This window comes from Faecalibacterium sp. IP-1-18, assembly GCF_023347355.1.
Taxonomy (GTDB): domain Bacteria; phylum Bacillota; class Clostridia; order Oscillospirales; family Ruminococcaceae; genus Faecalibacterium; species Faecalibacterium prausnitzii.
In genome coordinates, this window is the sequence record NZ_CP094472.1 from 2,152,164 (window position 1) to 2,174,206 (window position 22,043).

The 22,043-nt window shown below is 59.2% G+C and carries 22 protein-coding genes and 1 tRNA gene; 13 read left to right on the forward strand and 10 right to left on the reverse strand.

The window, feature by feature from the left end; genetic code table 11:
* Positions 1 to 52 precede the first annotated feature (52 nt).
* Positions 53 to 144 (forward strand) — tRNA-Ser (locus MTP43_RS10245).
* A 120-nt stretch (positions 145 to 264) separates the two neighbouring features.
* Positions 265 to 1,158: a hypothetical protein gene (locus tag MTP43_RS10250; RefSeq protein WP_249234795.1), complete on the forward strand. Its 894-nt coding sequence runs from the start codon at positions 265 to 267 to the stop codon at positions 1,156 to 1,158.
* 71 nt (positions 1,159 to 1,229) lie between these two features.
* Here the strand turns inward: MTP43_RS10250 and MTP43_RS10255 are convergent, their stop codons facing one another.
* Entirely contained in the window at positions 1,230 to 2,078 is an 849-nt protein-coding gene (locus tag MTP43_RS10255; protein WP_249234796.1) for an RICIN domain-containing protein, read from the reverse strand.
* A gap of 280 nt (positions 2,079 to 2,358) precedes the next feature.
* Between MTP43_RS10255 and MTP43_RS10260 the strand changes: the two genes are divergently transcribed.
* The 4 genes from MTP43_RS10260 to MTP43_RS10275 all read left to right on the forward strand — a co-directional run bounded on the left by MTP43_RS10260 (position 2,359) and on the right by MTP43_RS10275 (position 7,137).
* Positions 2,359 to 3,747, forward strand: a complete 1,389-nt coding sequence (locus tag MTP43_RS10260) for an MATE family efflux transporter (protein ID WP_249234797.1) — start codon at positions 2,359 to 2,361, stop codon at positions 3,745 to 3,747.
* Positions 3,748 to 3,868: 121 nt separating this feature from the next.
* Entirely contained in the window at positions 3,869 to 5,497 is a 1,629-nt protein-coding gene (locus MTP43_RS10265) for a DUF5046 domain-containing protein (RefSeq protein WP_113620873.1), read from the forward strand.
* 17 nt (positions 5,498 to 5,514) lie between these two features.
* Positions 5,515 to 6,519 (forward strand): substrate-binding domain-containing protein, encoded by a 1,005-nt coding sequence (locus MTP43_RS10270; protein WP_015536919.1) that lies wholly within the window; start codon positions 5,515 to 5,517, stop codon positions 6,517 to 6,519.
* Between the two features lie 87 nt (positions 6,520 to 6,606).
* Complete coding sequence (locus tag MTP43_RS10275; RefSeq protein WP_005920240.1) at positions 6,607 to 7,137, forward strand: hypothetical protein; 531 nt, start codon at positions 6,607 to 6,609, stop codon at positions 7,135 to 7,137.
* Positions 7,138 to 7,203: 66 nt separating this feature from the next.
* Here MTP43_RS10275 and plsY read toward each other — a convergent pair whose 3' ends face one another.
* The 8 genes from plsY to MTP43_RS10315 all read right to left on the reverse strand — a co-directional run bounded on the left by plsY (position 7,204) and on the right by MTP43_RS10315 (position 14,816).
* Positions 7,204 to 7,866, reverse strand: a complete 663-nt coding sequence (gene plsY, locus MTP43_RS10280) for a glycerol-3-phosphate 1-O-acyltransferase PlsY (protein ID WP_112090658.1) — start codon at positions 7,864 to 7,866, stop codon at positions 7,204 to 7,206.
* 18 nt (positions 7,867 to 7,884) lie between these two features.
* Positions 7,885 to 9,228: a ribosome biogenesis GTPase Der gene (gene der / locus MTP43_RS10285; RefSeq protein WP_249234798.1), complete on the reverse strand. Its 1,344-nt coding sequence runs from the start codon at positions 9,226 to 9,228 to the stop codon at positions 7,885 to 7,887.
* Positions 9,229 to 9,278: 50 nt separating this feature from the next.
* Positions 9,279 to 10,616, reverse strand: a complete 1,338-nt coding sequence (locus MTP43_RS10290) for a DUF512 domain-containing protein (RefSeq protein WP_249234799.1) — start codon at positions 10,614 to 10,616, stop codon at positions 9,279 to 9,281.
* A gap of 92 nt (positions 10,617 to 10,708) precedes the next feature.
* Positions 10,709 to 10,888 (reverse strand): 50S ribosomal protein L32, encoded by a 180-nt coding sequence (gene rpmF / locus MTP43_RS10295; RefSeq protein WP_005920250.1) that lies wholly within the window; start codon positions 10,886 to 10,888, stop codon positions 10,709 to 10,711.
* 23 nt (positions 10,889 to 10,911) lie between these two features.
* Positions 10,912 to 11,415, reverse strand: a complete 504-nt coding sequence (locus MTP43_RS10300; protein WP_249234800.1) for a YceD family protein — start codon at positions 11,413 to 11,415, stop codon at positions 10,912 to 10,914.
* 145 nt (positions 11,416 to 11,560) lie between these two features.
* Positions 11,561 to 11,965, reverse strand: a complete 405-nt coding sequence (locus tag MTP43_RS10305) for a hypothetical protein (RefSeq protein WP_005944262.1) — start codon at positions 11,963 to 11,965, stop codon at positions 11,561 to 11,563.
* A gap of 61 nt (positions 11,966 to 12,026) precedes the next feature.
* Positions 12,027 to 13,358 (reverse strand): glucose-6-phosphate isomerase, encoded by a 1,332-nt coding sequence (locus MTP43_RS10310; protein ID WP_249234801.1) that lies wholly within the window; start codon positions 13,356 to 13,358, stop codon positions 12,027 to 12,029.
* Positions 13,359 to 13,583: 225 nt separating this feature from the next.
* Entirely contained in the window at positions 13,584 to 14,816 is a 1,233-nt protein-coding gene (locus MTP43_RS10315; protein ID WP_249234802.1) for a D-alanyl-D-alanine carboxypeptidase family protein, read from the reverse strand.
* A 227-nt stretch (positions 14,817 to 15,043) separates the two neighbouring features.
* On the opposite strand from MTP43_RS10315, the gene MTP43_RS10320 reads away from it, so the two are divergent.
* The 4 genes from MTP43_RS10320 to MTP43_RS10335 all read left to right on the forward strand — a co-directional run bounded on the left by MTP43_RS10320 (position 15,044) and on the right by MTP43_RS10335 (position 19,354).
* Complete coding sequence (locus MTP43_RS10320; protein ID WP_170126647.1) at positions 15,044 to 15,379, forward strand: twin-arginine translocation signal domain-containing protein; 336 nt, start codon at positions 15,044 to 15,046, stop codon at positions 15,377 to 15,379.
* 180 nt (positions 15,380 to 15,559) lie between these two features.
* A complete protein-coding gene (mtaB, locus tag MTP43_RS10325) occupies positions 15,560 to 16,855 on the forward strand; it encodes a tRNA (N(6)-L-threonylcarbamoyladenosine(37)-C(2))-methylthiotransferase MtaB (RefSeq protein ID WP_249234803.1) in 1,296 nt (431 codons plus the stop codon).
* Between the two features lie 245 nt (positions 16,856 to 17,100).
* The gene (locus MTP43_RS10330) at positions 17,101 to 18,654 is read left to right on the forward strand and encodes a 4Fe-4S dicluster domain-containing protein (RefSeq protein WP_015536912.1); all 1,554 of its coding nucleotides are present in this window, start codon (positions 17,101 to 17,103) and stop codon (positions 18,652 to 18,654) included.
* A gap of 226 nt (positions 18,655 to 18,880) precedes the next feature.
* Entirely contained in the window at positions 18,881 to 19,354 is a 474-nt protein-coding gene (locus MTP43_RS10335; RefSeq protein ID WP_249234804.1) for a pilin, read from the forward strand.
* 50 nt (positions 19,355 to 19,404) lie between these two features.
* Here the strand turns inward: MTP43_RS10335 and MTP43_RS10340 are convergent, their stop codons facing one another.
* Positions 19,405 to 19,611 carry a hypothetical protein gene (locus MTP43_RS10340; protein WP_015536910.1) on the reverse strand — a complete coding sequence of 69 codons (207 nt, stop codon included), beginning with the start codon at positions 19,609 to 19,611 and terminating at the stop codon, positions 19,405 to 19,407.
* Positions 19,612 to 19,775: 164 nt separating this feature from the next.
* On the opposite strand from MTP43_RS10340, the gene MTP43_RS10345 reads away from it, so the two are divergent.
* From MTP43_RS10345 to MTP43_RS10355, 3 genes are read left to right on the forward strand one after another with little or no spacing between them, the layout of a single operon-like run.
* Positions 19,776 to 20,624: a bifunctional hydroxymethylpyrimidine kinase/phosphomethylpyrimidine kinase gene (locus tag MTP43_RS10345; protein WP_249234805.1), complete on the forward strand. Its 849-nt coding sequence runs from the start codon at positions 19,776 to 19,778 to the stop codon at positions 20,622 to 20,624.
* On the forward strand, positions 20,621 to 21,127 hold the full coding sequence (locus MTP43_RS10350) for a tRNA (cytidine(34)-2'-O)-methyltransferase (protein ID WP_015536909.1): 507 nt from the start codon (positions 20,621 to 20,623) through the stop codon (positions 21,125 to 21,127). Before MTP43_RS10345 ends, MTP43_RS10350 begins: the two co-directional genes overlap by 4 nt.
* Entirely contained in the window at positions 21,118 to 22,008 is an 891-nt protein-coding gene (locus tag MTP43_RS10355; RefSeq protein WP_117526775.1) for a DegV family protein, read from the forward strand. Before MTP43_RS10350 ends, MTP43_RS10355 begins: the two co-directional genes overlap by 10 nt.
* The last annotated feature ends 35 nt before the right edge of the window (positions 22,009 to 22,043 follow it).

The following is a 22,043-nucleotide window of genomic DNA, read 5'->3' on the forward strand; positions in this document are numbered from 1 at the left end:
GTATTATAGTGGAGCGCCAAGGGCACTCGCCCAAAGGCAGAACAAAAGATGTGGAAAGATGGCTGAGTTGGTCTAAGGCGCACGACTGGAAATCGTGTAACGTGTCAAAAGCGTTCTGGGGTTCGAATCCCCATCTTTCCGCCAGAAACCTGAAACAGAAATGTTTCAGGTTTTTTGTTTTGTCCGCAGTTTGCGGCGCTTGACATTTGCGGGCAGTTCCGTTATGCTGGAACAAATACGTTTTACCGGAAGGAGAGGTTTCCCATGGCATCTTCCCACAAAAAGCACACCGGTCTGCGGGCGGCGCTGATCGTTCTGCTGTGTCTGGTTCTGGTGTGCGCGGTGGCTGCGGCGGTGCTGTACAGCTTCGTCAGCCGCAAGATCAAGGCATTCCAGAGCGGTGCCAGCTTTGCGCTGGACTACACCATCACCTCCACCGAGGCCGAGCCCCCTGCTCTTTACGCCCTGCTGGACAAGTTCGGCGGCACCACCGGCAGCCTGACCGGCCAGTACACCCCCCGGGCGGTGCAGCTTGCGCTGTACCCAACGGGCACCAGCACCGTCAACGATGCCCCTCTGACCCGGATGTACATCAGCGAGGAAGAGACCCTGTACGATGCCGGACAGCTGTACAACAAGCTGCGCAGCACGGTCGTGGCCGAGTATCCGCTGGCAAGCCTGCTGCTGCCGGGCTGGTCGCTGGGCAGCTACATTTCCCAAAACCAGCTGGCTACCCTGCTGGGGGTAGACCCCGCCGCCACCGGCTTGCAGCAGGTGAATGACTTCCAGCTGGATCTCAAGCAGCTAAAAACCGTGCAGCCCGCCAACGCCAAGGAAGGCTACCTCTACCTTCAGCTGCCGAACCTCACCGCCGGGGAGGACGCGCCGCAGCTGATTCTGGGCATCGAAAAGCAGGGTCTGCTCAAGACCCTGTCCCCCAAGGTGCACATCCTGCTGGACGTGCTCGCCCACCACATCCATGCAGAGCTGACCGGCACGGTGACTGCCGCCCAGACCGTGGTGACCGCTCCCACCTCCCGGATGCAGGACTCTGACGTGGAAAGCCTTGTGCAGCTGCGCAAGACCATCGAGAGCATCGTGCAGTTCGTGCAGACCGCTGCCCAGAGCGATGATGCTGTCACCTCCCCTGCTGCATAAAAAGCTTCTATAAACGCAAAAAATCGGACAGATCGCACTCTGTCCGATTTTTTTGCTGTTTAAAAGTTTTTTTACTTCTTTACGGTCTTTTTGCAGGGTGCACGCTTTGCCTTGGGCTTTGCAGCGGCGGGGGCAGTCTTAGCTTCCGCAGCAGGTGCGGCCTTAGTTGCAGGGACAGCAGTCTCGGTCTTGGTCTCCACGGCGGGAGCTGCCTTCACCTCTGCGGCGGGGGCAGCAGGCTCAGCCTTTGCCTTAGCAGCCTTCTTCGCAGCGGGCTTTTCTGCCTTGACCGGTTCTGCGGCCTTTGCGGTGGGAGCAGCGGGCTTCTCCTCCACCTTCTTGGCGGTGCGGGGCTTGCGGGCTGCGGGCTTCTGGGCAGAAGTGGTTTCCTTGGCCTGTGCTGCCGTAGTCTCAGCAGCGGGTGCAGGTGCTTCCTCGACCTTAGCAGCACGCTTTACGCGGTCCTTTACCTCAGAGATGACCCACAGCTGGTCGCCACCGCCGGGCACTTCCTGCCAGATCTGCAGCACAGCGCCCACCTCGGCACCGATACCCACGGTGTCCACGCACTTGCCGCCTGCCCAAGAGGAGCGCAGACGCACAGTGCCCTCCGGGGTGTGCTCTACCTTCCACATCTGGGACGTGCCGCCCACGTCCTCCCACAGGTGCAGCCATGTGCCGTTGGCAGTGCCGGTCATGGTCAGATCCAGCAGCTTGCCGGAGGCACGGTTGCGGATGCGGTACACACCATCGCCCTCGCGGACAAAGCTCCACTCCTGTTCGGGCTTGTGGTCATACTTGCCCAGACGGACAGTGCCGCCGTCCTTGCTGCCCTCCACTGCCTGAATGACATTGCCGGTGTGAGCGGCAATGGTATAAAAGCGGTCGGCCTCGATCACAGTTTGTGCTACGGATTTCATGTACAAATCCCTCCCAATCATAAAATGCACAGATTTTTCCAATTCCTTCTTATAAAGAATACCACATATCGTGATTTTTCACAAGCAATTCGACAATTCTTTAGCACTTTATATAGAATCCATCCTGTTTTCGCCTGCTTTTTCGCCCCTTCGCAGGGGCGAAAGGCCGTTTTTACTCCCTCTCGACATTTTGTCGCAACTGCGTTATACTGTTTTCATCAGGACTATCTGCCGCTCTGGAAGGGGCGGCTTTCTCGTTTTTGAAGGAGGATATTTTCCCATGACCCAGCAGGACCGCACTGCGGTGCAGTATCATAAAATGACCGAGACTCCGATCCCCCGGCTGATCCTCAGCCTTGCCGCGCCCACGATTTTGAGTATGCTGATCACCAGCATCTACAATCTGGCCGATACCTTTTTTGTAGGGCGCATCTCCACCAGCGCTTCCGGCGCGGTGGGTGTCGTTTCCAGCCTGATGGCCATCATTCAGGCGCTGGGCTTTATGCTGGGGCACGGCTCCGGCACCATCATCAGCCGCCGCTTGGGCAGTCAGGATACCCACGCCGCCACCCGCTTTGCTTCCACCAGCTTTTTTACGGCGCTGGCCTTTGGCGTAGTGCTGGCGGTGGTCGGCCTTGCCACCCTGCCGGACTTTATGATGCTGCTGGGCAGTACCAAAACCATTCTGCCCCACGCCTGCGCCTACGCCCGGCCCATCCTGCTTGCCGCACCGCTGATGATCTCCAGTCTGGTGATGAACAACATCCTGCGGTATGAGGGCAAAGCAAACCTTGCCATGGTCGGGCTGGTCACCGGCGGACTGCTGAACATTGCACTGGACCCGCTGTTCATGTTCGCTTTAGGGCTGGGCACTGCCGGTGCCGGGATCGCCACTGCCCTCAGTCAGACCATCAGCTTTGGCATTCTGCTGTATATGTTCCTGCGGGGCAAAACGGTCAGCCAGTTCCGGCTTTCTGCCGTCACCCGGGAGCCGCGCGAGTTTTTGCAGATCCTTGCAGGCGGCGCGCCCAGCTTTGGCCGTCAGGGGCTGAACAGCATCGGCGGGATGCTGCTGAACATTGCCGCCCGCAGCTACGGCGATGCCGCCGTGGCGGGCATGAGCATTGTGTCCCGCATTTTTATGTTCATCCTCTCAGTGGCCATCGGCGTGGGACAGGGCTTGCAGCCGGTGGCGTCCTTCAACTACGGCGCCCGCAAATACCACCGAGTGCGGCAGGCCGCCGTCTTTACCCTGAAAGCCGCCTTTGCGCTGCTGGTGGTGCTGATCGCGGTGTGCTGGCGGAACGATGAAAACCTGATCCGCCTGTTCCGGGATGACCCGGCGGTCACCGCCGTGGCGCTGCCCGCCTTCCGCTACCAGTGCTTTGCCATCCTTCTGCAGCCGGTGATCGTGGTGACCAACATGACCTTCCAGAGCGTGGGCAAGGCCGGGCGTGCCACCTTTCTGGCCTGCTGCCGGCAGGGCGTGTGCTTTATCCCGTTGATTCTTGTACTTCCCCGGGTGCTGGGGCTTGTGGGCGTGGAGCTTTGTCAGCCCATTGCGGATACGCTCACCTGCTTCATTTCTCTACCCTTTTTGCTGGCCTTTCTGCGGCAGCTGGAGCAGATGGACAAGGCAGAAGCGTCCCATGCCCCGGCGCAGCTGTAATGCAATTGTAACCGTTTTTAGCCGCATTTTTCTGCAAGACCTGCAATGAAAAATGCGGCTGCTTCGTATTCTGAGTGAACGGAAAAATTTTCCTCCCTGTTTTTGCAAAGGAGTGTTTTTTATGAAGCGTGTTGTCTTGCGTATCGGCTGCGGGGCGGTCTGCGCTGCCCTTGCCCTTACTTTAGGCTGCGGCTGCGCCCTGCTGCCGCCCGCCACCGGCGTGCCGGGCGCTGCCAGCTCTGCCGTTTCTGTGCCCACGGACGACAGCGGCAAGCCCCTGTACGACCCTGCCGTGCTGAACGATAGCCGTTTGCGGGTGCTGTACTGCGACAGCCGTTCCGGAAGCAGCACCACCATCCTGTGCGGCAGCACCCCGCTGCACCAGTCTACCCGCAGTGAGAACGTCTCGCTGGTGGAGGACAGTGTCACCGGCACCGCAGACTACTGGCTGCGCAGTTGGTCCGACCCCACCGGCCGGGGCGGACGCCGCACCGCCCTGTACGACAAGACCGGCACCGAAGTAATGTCCTTTGAGGGCGAGCAGAGCGCCACCCTGCAAAACGGCCTGCTGGTGCTGCAGGAGAGCCGCCTGATCGATGGCGGATACGTCCCGGAGTCCGGTTATGGCACCTGTCAGGTCATCGACCTTGCCACCGGCGCAGCGCTGCCGGTACCGGAAGGTGCATACAGCTGCACCCTATGCGGCGATAAGCTGGTGTTCAGCTGCTACGCCCGCCCGGAGGGACTGGACGATTACGACTGGGATACCGACTACCAGCAGAACCGCTGGGTGGTGGTGCAGGAGAAGGACGGCACCCCCGTCTACCGCGCCGAGGCCGCCTCGGCATACCGCCTTTTCTACGACAGCGACACCCTGAGCGACTGGGTGAAGCTGGACGTTGCCACCGGAGAGGAAACCACCGACCAAATCCTGTACAACACCCAGACCGGCGAGCAGTACACGGGCTTTTTGCAGGTCTATCCGGGTGGTCTTGCCAGCTTTTCCACCAGTGACGGCCGGTACGAACTGCGGGACATGACCACAGAGGACCGCGGACTGATCTCCACCTTTGACGAGCAGCCCAGCCAGTATTTCCCGGGCTATGTGGTAACATGGCACAGCGGCGAGGGCCATGGCTACGAACTCTATGATTTGGAGACAGGCGCAAAGACCCCGCTGTACGATGTGGACGCCACCGACAACACCGTAGCCGTCTACGCGCTGGACGGCAGTCTGCGGGTGTACAGTAAGGACAACGGCAAGCTGCTGACCGACACCACCGTAGAACCGGTGGAGCACCAGCAGCGAGTACGGATGAGCAACTGCGGCACCGGCTACGTCTGGCTGGAATTGCAGGATAACGACCGCTACGAGACCACCGCCACCCGGCTGTACGGCCCGCAGGGGCTTGTCAGCGACCTGACCGCCCTGCAGGGCAAGTACAGTTACGTCAACTACCTGACCACCGACCCCGACGGCAGACCCATGTTCTACGGCAGCCGCGCCGCTGCGGGCAGCGCCTACGGCAGCGTATGCGATGTGCTGAATGCAGACGGCAAGGTGGTGCTGCAGGGACTTTCCAGCTGCACCGGGTACTATTCCAACAGTCTGAATGCCCTGCCCGACCATGTGTTTGCCGCACAGCGGGGCTTCTATGTGGGCTGGATGGACACGAGCGGCAACTGGCTGTACTGCCAGAGCATTTTCTCGTCTGCCACTGCGGACGATGTACCGAGTTATGGCTATTGAGTTAGGAGGGCTTTCTTATGAAAAACGCTAAAATTTCCCGCCGCAGTTTTCTGCTGGGGCTAGCTGCCTGCTCCGCCGCCGGGGTGCTGACCGCCTGCAAGGGCACGGATGCGCCCTCCGGCAGCACCGCTTCCTCTGCCGCAGAGCCGCCCGCGTCCTCTGCAGCGTCCTCGACTGTGCAGCAGCCTGAGCCGTTCCTGACCGAAGCGGAGTTTCCCCCGCTGGACGGCAGCACCGCCTGCATTCCGCTGATGGCGCAGATGCTGGCCGATACCACCGGCATGGACTTGGAGGAAGCCCGCAGCAGCATTACGGTAAGCACCACCGCCTACGCATGGGAAAACTTTGGCCTGTACGACACCACCACCCGGATGCTGGTGGTGTACGAAGCGCCGGACTATGTAAAGGAAGAGCTGCAAAAGGCCAATGTGGAGCTGGAGCAGAAACCCATCGGGGTGGACGCGCTGGTGTTCATCGTCAACGAGGATAACCCCGTGCAGGCGCTTAGCCAGCAGCAGCTGCGGGACATCTACGCCGGGAAGATCACCAACTGGAAGGATGTAGGCGGCAAGGATCAGGAAATCGTTGCCTTCCAGCGCGGCGAGGACTCCGGCAGCCAGACCCTGTTCAAAAAGCTGCTCATTCAGGGCGGAGAGTTGATGACCCCACCCTCTGAGCTGGCACCTGCCGCCATGGGCGAGCTGGTGGACAGCATTGCCGATTACAACAACAGCGCCAACGCCATCGGTTTCTCCGTGTATTACTACATCGACCAGATGTATTCCAAGCCCGGGCTGCGGCTGCTGGCGGTGGACGGTGTGACCCCCAGCAACGACACTCTTGCCGACGGCAGCTACCCCCTGTGCAACGATTTCTACGCCGTCATCCACCCAGATGCCGCCGCCGACAGCCCGGAGCGCCGTCTGTACGACTGGCTGGATACCGACGCCGGGCAGGACTGCATCAAAAAGTCCGGCTATGTGGCCGTCGGCCCGCAGACCACCGTCACCATCGTGGATTGAAATTGACAGACCTTCTCTCGTCTGCTACAATAAAGGCAGGATTTTGTCGATCTTTATGCAGCAGAATGCCGAAAGGAAGGTCTTACTATGGAACATCCCTCTCACCCGGTAGAAAGCCACTGGCGTACCTCCCTGCGCAACCGCATTATTCAGGCTTCCAGTCTGCTGGAAGTGCTGTTATCCGGGCTGGTGCTGATTGGTCTGCTGCTCAGCGTTGTGCCCCTGATCCGCTGGATGCCCGGCCTGCTGTTCGATGGCAACGAGGCAGAGATCCGCACCTTTCTGGAGCGCAGCTTGGACATTGTGATCGGCATTGAGTTCATCAAGATGCTGGCCAAGCACAGCCCCGGCAGCAGCCTTGAGGTGCTGCTGTACGCCATTGCCCGCCATCTGGTGGTGGGACACGATTCCGCCGTGGAGAACCTGCTCAGCGTTGGCGCGATTGCGCTGATCTTCATTGTGCGCAAGTTCTTCTTTGTCCCGGCCTTTGGCGCACACCTGCCGGACGGTCATCCTGCGCCGGATCTTACCCCCGCCCAGAGCGGCATCCCCGCCGACTGGTTCCGTCGGCGGCATTCCGAAGCAAAGCCTGAGGAAGAGACCGAGACAAAGGAATAAGCATATACAAAAACCACCCCGCAGCGGCCGGTGAACGGCTGCTGCGGGGTGGTTTACTATTTTCTGTTACTTTTTGCCGTGACGGCCAAAGCGGTACTCCTTGCCCTCGCGGATGCGCTGGATGTTGGAGCGGTGCATATAAATGACCATCGCGCCCATGATCACCGAGCCGATGGCACACACGGTAAGATCGGCGGCGGAGTAGCCCCGGAACACACCGTACAAGATGGTGAGCACCGGGTAGAGTGCCGCCATGGTCACGCTGCCCAGCGATACCATGCCCGTGGGCAGCAGGCAGGCCAGAAAGATGACCGCCAGAAAGGGGATCAGCACCGGCTGGATGGCCAGAATGGTACCACCCGCCACCAGTACGCCCTTGCCGCCCTTAAAGCCGAAATACAGGGGCTTCAAGTGGCCGATAATGGCAAAGATGGCGGCAAGATACACCGCAAGATACGGCGAGAGCGTGGTACTCTCCGGCATCAGGGTGAACAGCCAGCGGCCGATGCACACAGCCAGCACGCCCTTGAGCACATCGCCGAAAGCGGTAAGTGCCGCTGCCTTTTTGCCGAAGGTGCGCAGCATATTGGTCATGCCGGCAGCGCCGCTGCCGTACTTGCGCACATCATCGTGGTACAAAAACTTGCTGACGAGGATACCGGTGTCGATGCTGCCCAGCAGGTATGCCTGCACGGCGGACACCGCAGCGATGAGAACAGATTCCATCATCTGAGCCCTCCTGACGTGTTATACGTCCTTGGCACCCACCTCGCCGGAGCCGCGCTCCCGCACGACCAGACGAATGGGCGTATGCTCCAGACCAAAGTTTTCGCGGATCTGGTTGATGAGATACCGCTGATAGCTGAAGTGGAACAGGTGCTTTGCGTTCACGAAGGCCACGAACGTGGGGGGACGGGTAGAGACCTGCGTCAGGTAGTAGATCTTCAGGCGGCGGCCCTTGTCGCTGGGGGGCTGCATCCGGGCGGTAGCGCGGGCAAGCATCTCGTTCAGCACACCGGTGGGTACGCGGGCACCGTTCTCGGCGTCCACATCCCGGATCAGCTGCATCAGCTTGTTCACGTTGTAGCCGGTCTGGGCAGAGATGAAGATGATGGGTGCGTAGCCCATAAAGCTGAAGCACTCGGCATAGCCGCGGCGCTGCAGTTCCATGGTATTGGTCTCCTTGCCTTCCACGGCATCCCACTTGTTCACCACAATGATGCAGGCCTTGCCCTGCTCGTGGGCGTAGCCAGCCACCTTGCTGTCCTGCTCGGTAAAACCGACAGTGGCATCCACAAGGATCAGCGCCACGCGGCTGCGCTCTACAGCAGCCAGTGCGCGCACCACCATGTAGCGCTCCAGACCATCGCTGATGTTGCTGCGCTTGCGCAGACCGGCGGTATCGGTAAAGATGAACTTGCCGTAGGCGTTGTCCACCGGGGTGTCGATGGCATCGCGGGTGGTGCCGGCTTCATTAGCCACGATCATGCGGTTCTCGCCTAGAATGCGGTTGGTCAGGCTGGACTTGCCCACGTTGGGACGGCCGATGATGGCAACGGGGATGCGGTCCTCCTCCACCACGGTCTCACTGAAGTCCAGATGTGCACACACTGCATCCAGCAGGTCGCCTGTGCCGTGACCGTGCACGGAAGAAATGGGCATCACCTCGTCAAAGCCGAGGTTGTAGAACTCGTACAGCTCCATGGGAGCTTCGCCCACCTTGTCGCACTTGTTCACGGCAAGAATGATGGGCTTGTGGCTGCGGCGCAGCATATGCGCCACGTCCTCGTCGGCTGCGGTCAGGCCGTTGCGCACGTCCGTGACCATGATGATGCAGTCGGCGGTGTCGATGGCGATCTGTGCCTGCTCACGCATATGGGCCAGAATGCCCTCGGTGGCCTTGGGCTCAATGCCGCCGGTGTCCACCAGCAAAAACTCGTGGCCGTTCCACTCGCAGTTGGCAAAAATGCGGTCGCGGGTAATGCCCGGGGTATCCTCCACAATGGCAAGGCGCTGGCCGCACAGCTTGTTGAACAGGGTGGATTTGCCCACGTTGGGGCGGCCCACCACTGCTACGATCGGTTTGCTCATGGGGTCTCCTCCTTTCTTAAAAGGGGTAAAATACAATAAAAATGGCGTTATCAGCTGCCGCTCTTTCTTCTGCGGGCAATGTGCAGGCCGCTGCGCAGCAGGGCGCGGGCTTCGTCCCCGCCTGCTGTGGGCAGAACCTCCACCTTTACGCCCAGCTGCTGCCCCAGCTGCTCCACCGTGATATCGTCAAGGAAGGTATCTTTTTCCTCCCGCAGCATCACAGCCGGGATGCCCAGCGTTTTTGTGGCAAGTTTGCCTGCGCACTGGGCAATGATATCGGTGGCAGTGATCAGGCCGGTCACCCCAACATTGCCGCCGAAAAAGCGGTTCTGGATGGTGTGGACGTGCACGGTGATCATGGGGTACTGGCGGTGCAGCTCCTCCATCATGCGTGTGATGAGGGGCGCTGCCATGGTGCCGGTGACCACATCCAGCTCCTTGGTGCCGTAGACCCGGTGGGGCTTGTCCAGCTCGGCCAGAAATTCTTCCTCGAACAGGCGCATCATGCCCACGCCGTTTTCCAGCTGGTCGTAGTCCTCGTAGAACTCCGGCGCAGGGATGGGACGGCCTGCCTTGAGATACCATTCATCGCTGGGGTAGATGATGCGCTTGCCGTGGCGGCGCTTGCACTCATCGCCGAACTCTTCCATAATGTCGATGACCTCGGCGCTGGTCTTTGCATCGTAGGGCACCTGCGGGTACAGATTTTTGCGGTAATCCGTAATGCCGCAGGGCACGGCAGCAATGCTTTGCACCATGGGGGTCAGTTCCAGCAGGTCGGCAAGGGTGCGGCGCAGCTCGTCGCCGTCGTTCACGCCGCGGCAAAGCACCAGCTGACAGTTGACGGCAATGCCGCCCTCCACCAGCCGGGGCAGGTACTTGAGCACCTCGCCGCCGCGCTTATTGGCCAGCATCCGCACCCGCAGCTGAGGGTTGGTTGTGTGCACCGAGATATTGATAGGGGAGATGTGCATCTTGATGATGCGGTCGATCTCGTGATCCTGCATATTGGTCATGGTGATGTAGTTGCCGAACAAAAAGCTCAGCCGCTCGTCATCATCCTTGAAATACAGGCTCTCGCGCATGCCCGGGGGCAGCTGGTCGATGAAGCAGAACATACAGTGGTTGGAGCAGGAATGCTTTGCATCGCCCAGATAGGTCTTGAACCCGCAGCCAAAGGGACCGCGCTGCGGCCGCTGTACTTCCCACTCCCGGATGCCGTCTGCTACCCGGGCTTTCAGGTGGAAGCTGCTGCTGTCGGTATAAAAATCGTAGTCCAGCGTGTCGTTCAGCTCGTTGTCGTCCACGCTCAGCAGCTCGTCACCGGGGGCAAGGCCAAGAGCTTCGGCTTCGCTGCCGGCATCTACCTGCTCGATCCGTATCGCCATCTGCATCCACCTCCTCTAAAGAACAAGAAGGGGAAGGCTTTGCGCCCTCCCCTTCTGTACATAACACCATTATGCCACCAATTACGCGCAAATTAGGCCTTCTTGATGACTTCCTCGCCCTTGTAGTAACCGCAGTTGCCACATGCCTGGTGGGGGAGCTTCAGAGAGCCGCAGTTGCTGCACTTCACCAGTGCGGGGGCCTCCAGCTTCCAAACATTGCTGCGACGCTTGTCGCGGCGGGCCTTGGAAAGATGTCTCTTAGGTACTGCCATATTTTTGCACCTCCTTGATGGGTTTATCTGTTCAGCAGTGATTTAAGGATCGCGAGCCTAGTGTCTACGGGGGCATCGGTCTGCTCTGCCGGTGGGCAGGTGCATTCCGCCTTTTTCTTACCGCACTGCGGGCAAAGCCCGGCGCAGTCGGGGCTGCAAAGCAGCACCGTGGGGATCTGGAACATGAACTCCTGATTGAGCCATTCGTCCACGTCCAAGTGTCCTTTTTCATCCAGCGGAAGATCGAAATCCGGGTCATCCAGATCCCGCTCCTTGACGATCCACTCCGTATCGACTGTCTCTTCCCGGGTGACCGGGTCCAAACAGCGGGCGCACTCTCCGTGCACCAATGCCTTTGCCCGCAATGTTATCTGGACCTCGTCGCCATCGGTCTGCGCGTCAAAGACGGCTGTGACCGGCTGCGGGATCCTTGCACCGGCATAATCGTACGCAGATAAATCACACTGAAACTCTGCATGGTACGGTTTTACGCCGGTCGTGATAAACTTTCTCAGGTCAAATTGCATAGTACACCTCTGAAAAGGCTGCTTTGTTAGTATAGCGCCAAAGCAACCCTTTGTCAACACCAAAACAGGCAGAAAACCGAAAAAATTTATTTTTCTCCGGTCTTCTGCCTGTTGGAAAAGCTTTTAGCCCTGTTCTTTTATCAAATTACAGGTACTTCTTCACATCGTGGGGCAGTGCGGCCTCGTCTGCGCTGACGGTCACGGTGACCTTCACGCTGTCGCCGGCAATGGCTGCCATCTCATCCAGCACAACGCCCAGACGGTTGATATCGTGATCCAGCACCTTCAGGATGCCGTCAATGTACAGGTCGGTGATGTCGTAGTTGCTTGCCATCAGGCCGGCCACAAAGCCGTACAGCATTTCGCCGCCGGAGATCTTGTACTCGTCCAGATCGATCAGACGTGCTGCAGGAGCGATGTCGTAGGTGAGCTTCATGCCCTTTTCCACAACAACAACATTGCCTTTGGAGGTCTTGACCGCGTCGTTGATCTGGTCGATCATAGCCTTGGTCTTGCCGGAGCCCTTGGTACCAACAATCAGTTTAATCATAGTTCAGTCCTCCTGTATTTTCCACGCCTTGCGGCGGGAGATCTTTTTTTACGTTCGGCTTTTACTTCAGCTTTGCTTCCAGCTCTGCGGTCAGGCCCTCGTAGCCGGGCTTGCCCAGCAGGGCAAACATATTCTTCTTGTAGCTTTCCACGCCGGGCTGGTTGAAGGGGTTCACGCTCAGCAGGTAGCCGCTGCAGGCGCAGGCACGCCAGAAGAAATAGATCAGGTAGCCCACATTATAAGCAGACAGGTCGTCCACCTCGATCAGCACTTCGGGCACGCCGCCGTCGGTGTGTGCCAGAATGGTGCCCTCCATGGCCTTGCGGTTGACCACGCTCATGTTCTGGTTTGCAAGGAAGTTCAGGCCGTCAAAGTTGCCCTCCAGCTGGTCGATGAACAGATCCTGCGCGGGCTTCTTCACGTCCACGATGGTCTCGAACATAATGCGGGCGCCTTCCTGAATGAACTGACCCATAGAGTGCAGGTCGGTGGAGAAGATGCAGCTTGCGGGGAACAGGCCCTTGTTGTCCTTGCCCTCGCTCTCGCCGAACAGCTGCTTGTACCACTCGTTCATCAGGGTGAAGTCCGGCTCGTAGCACTCCAGGATCTCCACAGCCTTGCCCTTGCGGTACAGGATGTTGCGGATGGCGGCGTACTTGTAAGCATCGTTATCGGGGCTCAGCACGGAGAAGCGCTCCATAGCATCGGCAGCGCCCTGCATCAGAGCGTCGATGTCGATGCCGGCAGCGGCGATGGGCAGCAGACCCACGGCGCTCAGCACGGAGTAGCGGCCGCCCACATCATCGGGAACTACAAAGGTAGGCCAGCCCTGTGCGTCAGCCAGCTGCTTCAAAGTGCCCTTGGCACGGTCGGTGGTGGCGTAGATGCGCTTGTTGGCTTCCTCCACGCCCATCTCCTTTTCCAGCAGCTCGCGCAGCACACGGAAGGCCAGAGAGGTCTCGGTGGTGGTGCCGGACTTGGAGATGACGTTGATAGAGAAGCGCTTGCCCTTGCACAGGCTGATGATATTGTTCAGGTAGGTGGGGCTGATGCTGTTGCCGCAGAAGTAGATCTTCAGACCATCCTCCAGCTCGTTGTGGTACATACCCTTAACGGCCTCCACAACAGCGCGTGCGCCCAGATAGCTGCCGCCAATACCGGCCACCACCAGAACGTCGGAGTCCTCGCGGATCTTGGCAGCGGCTGCCTTGATGCGGGCGAACTCTTCCTTGTCGTAATCCCGGGGCAGGGTCATCCAGCCCAGAAAATCGCTGCCGGGGCCGTTCTTGGCTTCCAGCTGCTTGTGGGCGGCTTCTACCTGCGGGTAGATGGCTGCATATTCCTCTTCGCTGATGAAGCTGGAGAGGTGTTTCGTGTTCAGTGCGACACTCATTTTATTAAAACCTCCAAACGATCTGCCGGGCCTTTGCCCTGCGAGGAAATATCTTGGTATAAGTGTACCGTTCCCTCCGGGTAAAGTCAAGGTCAAATTCCTTAGATTTCATACAATTTTAATAGTGTTTTTTTGTTTCTTCATCCAGATTTGTTCAGGTATCCAACAGTCCCGCCGGGCGTCCGGTGCACTTTTGTGCGCTGAAGCGCCTTTTTCGGCACAGGGTCAGGCTGCTGCCCCCCGCAGGCTGTCCCACAGCAGCTGCAAGGCGGTGTCAAAATCCATGCGAGGCGCATCGGCGGCGGCGCACACCGGGTACTCCCCCTGTACTGCTTCGCCGCACAGCAACTGTGCCTTGCCCACCGTCTGCCCCCGGGTCACCGGGGCTTCCAGCGTGTCGGGCAGTTCCAGCTGCACGGTCAGCTGTCCGGCGCTTTCGGCGGGCAGCAACGCGGTCTGCGGCAGAGCGGCGTAATCCAGCGGCACGGTCTCCTCGGTGCTGCCCTTTACCTTTAATTGCAGCGGGCGCTCCTGCGGCAGGGGCACCGGTGCGGCACGGTAGGCCGCAAAGCCGTAGTCCAGCAGGGTGGTGGCGGCTTCGAACCGTTCCTTGCTGGAGGGTGCACCCAGCACCACCGCGATGAGATTCAGCCCGTCCCGGGTGGCGCTGGCGGTAATGCACACGCCCGCTCCGCCGGTGGTGCCGGTCTTGAGCCCGGTGATTCCGTTGTAACGCCGCAGCAGCTTATTGGTGTTCACCAGCTGGGTCTGCCCGCCCCGCAAAGTGTCCGTCCAGATGCCGGTATAGTGCAGCACCTCCGGGCAGGTGTTCAGGATGGTGCGGCTCATGATGGCTACATCCCTTGCGGTGGAAAGATGCCCTTCTGTGTCCAGCCCGCAGGCGTTGCGGAAGGTGGTGTGCTCCATGCCCAGCTCTGCGGCGCGGGCGTTCATCTGCTGCACAAAGGCAGGCTCGCTGCCGCCCACAAGCTCTGCCACCGCCACTGCTGCATCGTTGGCAGAGGACACACAGATGGCCTTGAGCATCTCGTCCAGCGTGAACTGCTCCCCGGGCTCCAGCCAGATCTGACTGCCGCCCATGTGGTAGGCGTGCTCACTAACCGGCACGGCGGTGTCCATGGTCAGCCGCCCGGCGTGCACCGCCTCAAAGGTGAGCAGCAGGGTCATCACCTTGGTAATGGAGGCGATGGGCATGGTCTGGTCAGCGTTCATCTCGTAAAGCACCGCGCCGCTGGTCTGGTCGATAAGGATCGCCGCGCGGCAGGGCAGGGTAAGCTGCGGCGGGGTGACCGTCAGGGTCTGTGCTGCCGGTTCCGCCTGCGTTTGCACCGCCGGTTGGATGCGCAGTCCCCTGCCCTGCGCCGTGCCGAAGGCCAGCGCAAACAGCCAGAAGCAGACCACCCCCGCGCACAGCAGCGCCAGATTTCTCCGTTCCATTTCCGTCCCTCCCCGTGCGAAGTCTCTTGCTGCTACTGTATGCAGTGGTCTTTTCAGGCATGCCGCTCGTCAATTTTGCCGTACTATTTTTCATATTGTGTTCGTTTTCTGTTAACTTTGGTACCTGTCCCTTGACTTTTCACGGCAAAACTTGTAAAATTGAACTGTTCCCAGAAGGGAGCAAGCCCAGTTTCATACAATCATGCAATCACAAGGAGGGTCTCATTATGAATCTTTCTCGCCGTAACTTTATAAAGATCGCCGGTCTGTCCGCTGCTGCTGTTGCAGGTGCCGCCCTGTTCACCGGCTGCTCCGGTCAGCTCATGCTGCCCGTCCGGTTCTCTGCTACCGTGATCGGTAAAGATATCCAGAAGGCTCTGGACACCAAGCAGTTTTCTGTCGTGGCCAGCCTGAAGCCGGACGCCCAGGAGAACGCCATCAACGCTTTTGTGAGACGTCAGCTTCCCCTGTCTATGTACGAGGTCGATTTCATTGAGCGCAAGACCGATACACTGGACGGCAAGGAGACCGATTATCTGTTCGTTACCCTGAAAAACAGCTAACGGCTCGTCATTCCTTCCTGCAGCTTTGGGACGCGAGATTTTTCGCGTCCCTTTTTGTTTTGACGCACTGCAAAAGACCGGTGTCTCCGTGCAAAAACAGTCTTGCACCCCGGTGGGCTTCTGTTATATAATGAGAAGAAATGCAAAACACCCCCGTTTTTATCGAAAGGATCGTTCCCCATGCGAGTTTGTTTTTATACCCTCGGCTGCAAGGTCAACCTGAACGAGACCGGTGCGCTGGAACAGCTGTTCCGCGCCAACGGCTTTACCATTGCGCAGGAAGGCGAAGCAGCGGATGTGTTCATTGTGAACAGCTGCACCGTGACCAACTTCGGCGACCAGAAGAGCCGCAAGTGGCTGCGCCGCAAAAAGCGCGAAAACCCCGGTGCGGTGACGGTGCTGACCGGCTGCTACCCGCAGGCCTTCCCGGAGGAGGCCGCACAGTTCATGGAGGCCGACCTTGTGTGCGGCAACGGCGACCGCAAGGCCATCTTGGAGAACGTACAAAAGCTGCTGGACGGCCACGAGCGCATCGTAGCCATTGCCCCGCACCAGCGCGGCGAGCAGTTCGAGGAGCTGCCGGTGGAACGGTTCGAGACCCACACCCGCGCCTTTATCAAGGTAGAGGACGGCTGCAACCGGCAGTGCGCCTACTGCGTCATCCCCCGCGCCCGCGGGCCGGTGCGCAGCCGCGCCGAGGAGAGCATTCTGGCCGAGCTGCACCAGCTGGCCGCTGCGGGCTACCGCGAGGTGGTGCTCAGCGCCATCTCCCTGCCCAGCTACGGGCTGGACACCGGCACAAACCTTGTGGAGCTGGTGGAAAAGTGCGCACAGGTGCCGGGCATCGAGCGCATTCGTCTGGGCAGCCTTGACCCCGATATGCTCACCCCGGAATTCATCTCCCGCTTGGCAGCGGTGGACAAGCTTTGCCCCCAGTTCCACCTGAGTTTGCAGAGCGGCTGCACCGCCACCCTGCGCCGGATGCGCCGGGTGTACACCGCGCAGGAGTACGCACAGGTGGTAGAGCAGATCCGCGCCGCCTACGGCAGCCGCCCGGTCAGCTTTACCACCGACTGCATCTGCGGCTTCCCCGGCGAGACGACAGAGGACTTTGAGGAGAGCTGCGCATTTTTGAAAAAGATCGGTTTCCTTAAAGTGCATGTGTTCCCCTACTCCCGCCGCAGCGGCACCCCGGCTTATGATTTCCCGGATCAGATCCACGAGCGGGAAAAGCAGGAGCGCAGCCGCCGCATGAACGCCATAGCCGAGCAGGTGCGCTGCGAGGCACTGGCCGCCTTTGAGGGCACCGAGGATGAGGTGCTGCTGGAAACGCCCCTGTCCGGTACGCTGTTCACCGGCTACACCCGGCTGTACATTCCGGTGGTGGTCTCTGCCCCCGGCTGCGAGAGCGGGCAGATCGTGCGGGTAAAGCTTGGCCGCTACGATGGCGAGCGGGTGCGTGCAGCACTTTGCTGAAATTTTTTCATTTTACTTGTACATTCTGTGCATCCGCATGAATACAATAAATTTTTAACAAATTTTGTGTTTTGCTCTTTCCATACGCACGTCTTTATGTTAAAATGAAGATGGATTTATCGGGTCCGGCGTGCTGTAAGCAACCAGCACGGTACCATCCGTGCCCGTATAGTGCCGTTTTTATGCTCTGCACACAGGGCAGACGGCTCCGTTTTTTGGCTGTTTCTGAGCAAGGAGAGATTGGAATGAGTTTCAGAGGAATCAATACTACGGTCATCCAGATCCGCCGTCAGGTGTTTACCGAGGTCGCCCGCATGGCTTACGCCAATGTCAAGGGCGAGCAGGCCAACCACCTGATGCGCAAGATCCCCTACACCATCATCCCCGGTGAGGAGGGCAAGCTGCGCAAGGACATCTTCCTGGAGCGCGCCATCGTTGAGGAACGCGTGCGTCTGGCTATGGGTCTGCCCACCCGCCGCATGGACGAGCACAACAGCGTGGTCTCCGGTCTGGAGGATGCTTCCATCGCCGATAAGTACTATGATCCCCCGCTGGTCAACGTGATCAAGTTTGCCTGCAACCGCTGCCCCGAAAAACTGGTCAAGGTGTCTGACCTGTGTCAGGGCTGCCTTGCACACCCCTGTATGGAAGTGTGCCCCAAGAAGGCCATTACTTGGGAGAGCGGCCGCTCCACCATCGATCAGGACAAGTGCATCAAGTGCGGCCGCTGCGTCACCGTCTGCCCCTACAACGCCATCGTCAAGACCGAGCGTCCCTGCGCTGCTGCCTGCGGCATGGGCGCTATCCACTCTGACGAGCTGGGCCGTGCCGAGATCGATTACAGCAAGTGCGTGTCCTGCGGTCAGTGTCTGGTAAACTGCCCCTTCGGTGCCATTGCCGACAAGGGTCAGATCTATCAGCTCATTCAGGGCTTCAACCGCGGCGACCGCATCTATGCGCTGGTCGCTCCCGCCTTTATCAACCAGTTCCCCTCTCTGGCTTCCACCGGTAAGCTGAAGTCCGCCCTGAAGGCCATCGGCTTCTGCGACGTGGTGGAGGTTGCCATCGGCGCCGACCTGTGCACTGTGGACGAGGCACACGACTTCCTTGAGGAAGTGCCCGAGAAGCTGGACTTCATGGCTACCTCCTGCTGCCCGGCATGGAGCATGATGGCAAAGACCGCCTTCCCCGGCCTTGCCAAGAACATCTCCATGACCATGACTCCCATGGTGTTCACCGCCCGCATGATGAAGCAGGCCGATCCCGATGCCCGTATGTGCTTCATCGGACCCTGCGCCGCCAAGAAGCTGGAGGCCTCCCGCCGCACCGTCCGCTCCGACGTGGACTTCGTGCTGACCTTTGAAGAGCTGGCCGGTATCATTGAGGCAAAGGACCTGGATCTGGACAATCTGGAAGTGGATCCCGCCGAGATGGATCTGTGCTACGCTTCTGCTGCCGGCCGCGGCTTTGCACAGTCCGGCGGCGTGGCCAAGGCCGTTGCCGACAAGATCAAGGAATGGCGTCCCGACATGGAGGTGAAGATCGCCTCCGCACAGGGTCTGGCCGACTGCAAGAAGCTGCTGATGCTGGCCAAGGCCGGTAAGTACAACGGCTACTTGCTGGAGGGCATGGGCTGCCCCGGCGGCTGCATCGGCGGTGCCGGTACCATTGCCGACCCCGTGCGCACCGCTGCTGTGCTGAACAAGTATGTGAAGGACGCCACGTTCACCGACCCCGAGCAGAGCGCCTTTATGTCCAACATCCACATGCTGAAGGACGATCCCAACTTTGAGGTCTGAGCCGCTATAACGTAATCATCCAAAAGGACGCTGCATTGTCGCAGCGTCCTTTTTTATCACATTTTCCACATTCTGTGTTGGATTCGAAACATTTTTGTGAAAGACTGCCAAGGCGCATTGACAAGGCCCTCCGGTCATGCTATGTTAGTATTGACAAATCAGTACCTTATGGAGCATTATATACTCTGTTTCACCATGCCGTAGCTGCGGCAGAAAGGATAAAACCATGACTACCGCCTTAAAACGTACCGGCGCTGCCCTGCTGACGCTGCTGATGTTCTGTATGCTCACACTGGGCGCTTCTGCCGCCGCGAATACCCCCGTTGGGGTCAAATTCTGGAAGGAAAAGTCCGATAAGGAATCCATGGCTAACTCCGGCATTGATTCTGACCGCGAGGCTACCCTTGCCCGCCAGTCCAACGGCACCTACACCCTGATGCTGCCCGTCAAGCAGGTGACCAAGCTCAATGTGACCGGCTGTCTGACCGGCCTGACCATCGGCGATGTGACCTACACCGGCACCCTGACCGGCGAGATCGAAAAGGGCAACGGCATCCTGACCATCAAAAACCTGCCTGCCTCGGTGCTGACCGGCAGCGATGTGAATAAGGCGCTGACCGTGACCTGCAACATCCAGATGGATCTGAGCCTGTTGGGCGAGATCAACACCACCGCCCGGATGTGCATCTGGGTAAAATAAGACGCAAGATAACAAAAGCGCCGTTCCACCCGGGACGGCGCTTTTGCTGTTCAGCAGTCGATATGCTTTTCCACAAAGTCGGCGGCCATCTTATCCAGCTGCATCACTGCATTTTCCGCGCCCTTCATCACCTTGCGCACATTGCGGCGCATCTGGCGCTTGCTCTGGGTAGCCATCATGGCACCGGCAGCCCCAAGGACTGCACCGGCGGCCATGCCCACCACCATGCCTGCGGCGGAATTTTCTCGCTGTTTCATCCTGAATTTCTCCTTTCGGCCTGTCATGACAGGGCTTGCAGTGCTATTATTTCCGCAAAAGAATCTGGTATACGCTTTTTTTATGCAGCAATTTGTGGTATACTGTTCTATGATGCTTTTTATAAGCCGCTGTGCGCGGCTTTTCAGCAAGGAGGTTTTCCTATTTGCAAAAACCCGTTGAACCAAAAAAGATCCTTTGCATCCACGATCTGTCCGGCATAGGCCGGTGCAGCCTTGCAGTGATCCTGCCCGTGCTGTCGGTCATGGGCTTCCAGCCGGTGGCGCTGCCCACGGTGGTGCTTTCCACCCACACCGGCGGTCTGGGCACCCCCGCCCGGATGGACGGCAGCGCCTACGGCATGGCCGCGCTGGAGCACTATCAGGCGCTGGAACTGCAATTTGATTGTATCTATACCGGCTATCTGGGCGGCGAAGCACAGGTAGCGCTGGCTGAAAAAGCCTTTGCCCTGTGGCCTGCCGCCTACAAGGTGGTGGACCCCGTGATGGGCGATAACGGCAAGGCCTATTCCACTGTTACCCCGGCGCTGATCGAGCGCATCCGCAATCTGTGCCGCGCGGCAGACCTGATCCTGCCCAACTACACCGAAGCACAGCTGCTTTTGCAGCAGCAGCCCGTGACCGAGCAGCTGGACGATGCCGCCGCGCAGGCGCTTGCAGATGCTTTGCAGCCGCTGGCCCCCAACGCGGTGGTCACCGGCCTGCCGCTGGGCAAGTACATCGGCTGTGCCGGTACCGGCGCAGACCGCTTCGTCATCAAAAAGCTGCATATCAGCCGCAGCTTCCCCGGCACGGGGGATCTGTACGGCGCAGTGCTCATCGGCTCGCTGCTGCAGGGCAACGCCCTGAGCGCTGCTGCCGATAACGCTGCAGAGTTTGTTTCGCTGGCTATTCAGGGCACGCCCTACACGCAGGACACCCGCTTCGGCGTGTGGTTCGAGCCGCTGCTGCCCCGTCTGTGTCCCCTGCGGGAGGAACCGGAGGGCATCTTATGATGGACAAACCAACTTTGAATATCGTTCTGGTAGAGCCCCGCATCCCCCAGAACACCGGCAACGTGGCGCGTACCTGTGCCTGCACCGCCTGCCGTCTGCATCTGGTAGGCCCCATGGGTTTTGCCATTGACGACAAAAAGCTCAAACACGCCGGGCTGGACTACTGGCACTATCTGGACATTACCTACTACGATGGCCTTGCGGACTTTTTTGCCCGCAACAACGGCCCTTACTATTACTTTACCACCAAGGCACCCCAGCGCTACACCGATGTACAGTACCCGGACGGGGCTTATCTGGTGTTCGGGCGCGAGGATGCCGGCCTGCCGGAAGCACTGCTTGCGGAAAATCAGGAGCACTGCATTCGGATGCCCATGCGGGACACCTGCCGCAGCCTGAACCTTTCCAACAGCGTGGCGGTGGGCGTGTACGAGGTGCTGCGGCAGTGGGATTTTCCGGAGCTGCTGGACCACGGCCACCTACGAGATTATGAATGGAAATGAGGGAAATTATGAGCAAAATCGCGATCCTGACCGATTCCTCCTGCGATATCCCGCAGGAGATGGCCGAAAAGTACGGCATTGATATCATGAGCTTCCACATCCTGCTGGATGATGTGGACTACGTTGAGCGTGTGGACTGCACCAACACCGAATTCTACGATAAAATGCGCGCGGCAAAGGGTGTGCCCTCTACCGCCGCCATCACACCCATCCAGTTCTGTGAAAAATACTGCCAGTATGTGGACGAGGGCTACACGGATGTCATCCATGTACCCATCAACAAATCCGGTTCCTCCACCTATAACAACGCCCTGATGGCACAGGGGATGTTGCGGGAGGAGCGCCCGGAGCACCATCTGAACATCCACTTGCTGGACCCCCACACCTATTCTATGGTGTTCGGCTGGTATCTGTGCGAGATGGCACGCAAACTGCAGAACGGCGCAGAGATCCGCCACGTCATCCACGAATTTGAACAGCAGATGAACTGCATGGAGGTCGTGCTGGGGCCTTACAGCCTGAGGCAGATGAAAAAGAGCGGCCGCATCTCTGCCGCAGCAGCCGTCATGGGCGAACTGATGGGCATCCGCCCCATCATTACCCTGATCGACGGCAAGACCAAGGTAGAGGCCAAGGTGCGCGGCGATGAAAAAGTCGTGCCCGCCATGGTGGATCTGTGCCAGAAGCGCGCCGGGGATGTGGAGGATTTTGAGTATATGATCGGCCACACCAACATCCCGCAGGCCGCTGATCTGGAAAAGGCCTGCCGCAAGGCCTTTGGCAAGCCGCCGCTGGCCGTGTTTGAGCTGGGCGGCGTGGTCTCTGCCAACACCGGCCCCGACACCGTAGCGCTGACATATACTGGCCACCCCAGAGGGTAAAAACATCCGGCGGAGGGCTGCCGCAGAATAGCATA

Coding starts and splice junctions, on each gene's coding strand:
- MTP43_RS10250 (WP_249234795.1), top strand. CDS start 265: ATGGCATCTTCCCACAAAAAGCACACCGGTCTGCGGGCGGCGCTGATC.
- MTP43_RS10255 (WP_249234796.1), bottom strand. CDS start 2,078: ATGAAATCCGTAGCACAAACTGTGATCGAGGCCGACCGCTTTTATACC.
- MTP43_RS10260 (WP_249234797.1), top strand. CDS start 2,359: ATGACCCAGCAGGACCGCACTGCGGTGCAGTATCATAAAATGACCGAG.
- MTP43_RS10265 (WP_113620873.1), top strand. CDS start 3,869: ATGAAGCGTGTTGTCTTGCGTATCGGCTGCGGGGCGGTCTGCGCTGCC.
- MTP43_RS10270 (WP_015536919.1), top strand. CDS start 5,515: ATGAAAAACGCTAAAATTTCCCGCCGCAGTTTTCTGCTGGGGCTAGCT.
- MTP43_RS10275 (WP_005920240.1), top strand. CDS start 6,607: ATGGAACATCCCTCTCACCCGGTAGAAAGCCACTGGCGTACCTCCCTG.
- plsY (WP_112090658.1), bottom strand. CDS start 7,866: ATGATGGAATCTGTTCTCATCGCTGCGGTGTCCGCCGTGCAGGCATAC.
- der (WP_249234798.1), bottom strand. CDS start 9,228: ATGAGCAAACCGATCGTAGCAGTGGTGGGCCGCCCCAACGTGGGCAAA.
- MTP43_RS10290 (WP_249234799.1), bottom strand. CDS start 10,616: ATGGCGATACGGATCGAGCAGGTAGATGCCGGCAGCGAAGCCGAAGCT.
- rpmF (WP_005920250.1), bottom strand. CDS start 10,888: ATGGCAGTACCTAAGAGACATCTTTCCAAGGCCCGCCGCGACAAGCGT.
- MTP43_RS10300 (WP_249234800.1), bottom strand. CDS start 11,415: ATGCAATTTGACCTGAGAAAGTTTATCACGACCGGCGTAAAACCGTAC.
- MTP43_RS10305 (WP_005944262.1), bottom strand. CDS start 11,965: ATGATTAAACTGATTGTTGGTACCAAGGGCTCCGGCAAGACCAAGGCT.
- MTP43_RS10310 (WP_249234801.1), bottom strand. CDS start 13,358: ATGAGTGTCGCACTGAACACGAAACACCTCTCCAGCTTCATCAGCGAA.
- MTP43_RS10315 (WP_249234802.1), bottom strand. CDS start 14,816: ATGGAACGGAGAAATCTGGCGCTGCTGTGCGCGGGGGTGGTCTGCTTC.
- MTP43_RS10320 (WP_170126647.1), top strand. CDS start 15,044: ATGAATCTTTCTCGCCGTAACTTTATAAAGATCGCCGGTCTGTCCGCT.
- mtaB (WP_249234803.1), top strand. CDS start 15,560: ATGCGAGTTTGTTTTTATACCCTCGGCTGCAAGGTCAACCTGAACGAG.
- MTP43_RS10330 (WP_015536912.1), top strand. CDS start 17,101: ATGAGTTTCAGAGGAATCAATACTACGGTCATCCAGATCCGCCGTCAG.
- MTP43_RS10335 (WP_249234804.1), top strand. CDS start 18,881: ATGACTACCGCCTTAAAACGTACCGGCGCTGCCCTGCTGACGCTGCTG.
- MTP43_RS10340 (WP_015536910.1), bottom strand. CDS start 19,611: ATGAAACAGCGAGAAAATTCCGCCGCAGGCATGGTGGTGGGCATGGCC.
- MTP43_RS10350 (WP_015536909.1), top strand. CDS start 20,621: ATGATGGACAAACCAACTTTGAATATCGTTCTGGTAGAGCCCCGCATC.
- MTP43_RS10355 (WP_117526775.1), top strand. CDS start 21,118: ATGGAAATGAGGGAAATTATGAGCAAAATCGCGATCCTGACCGATTCC.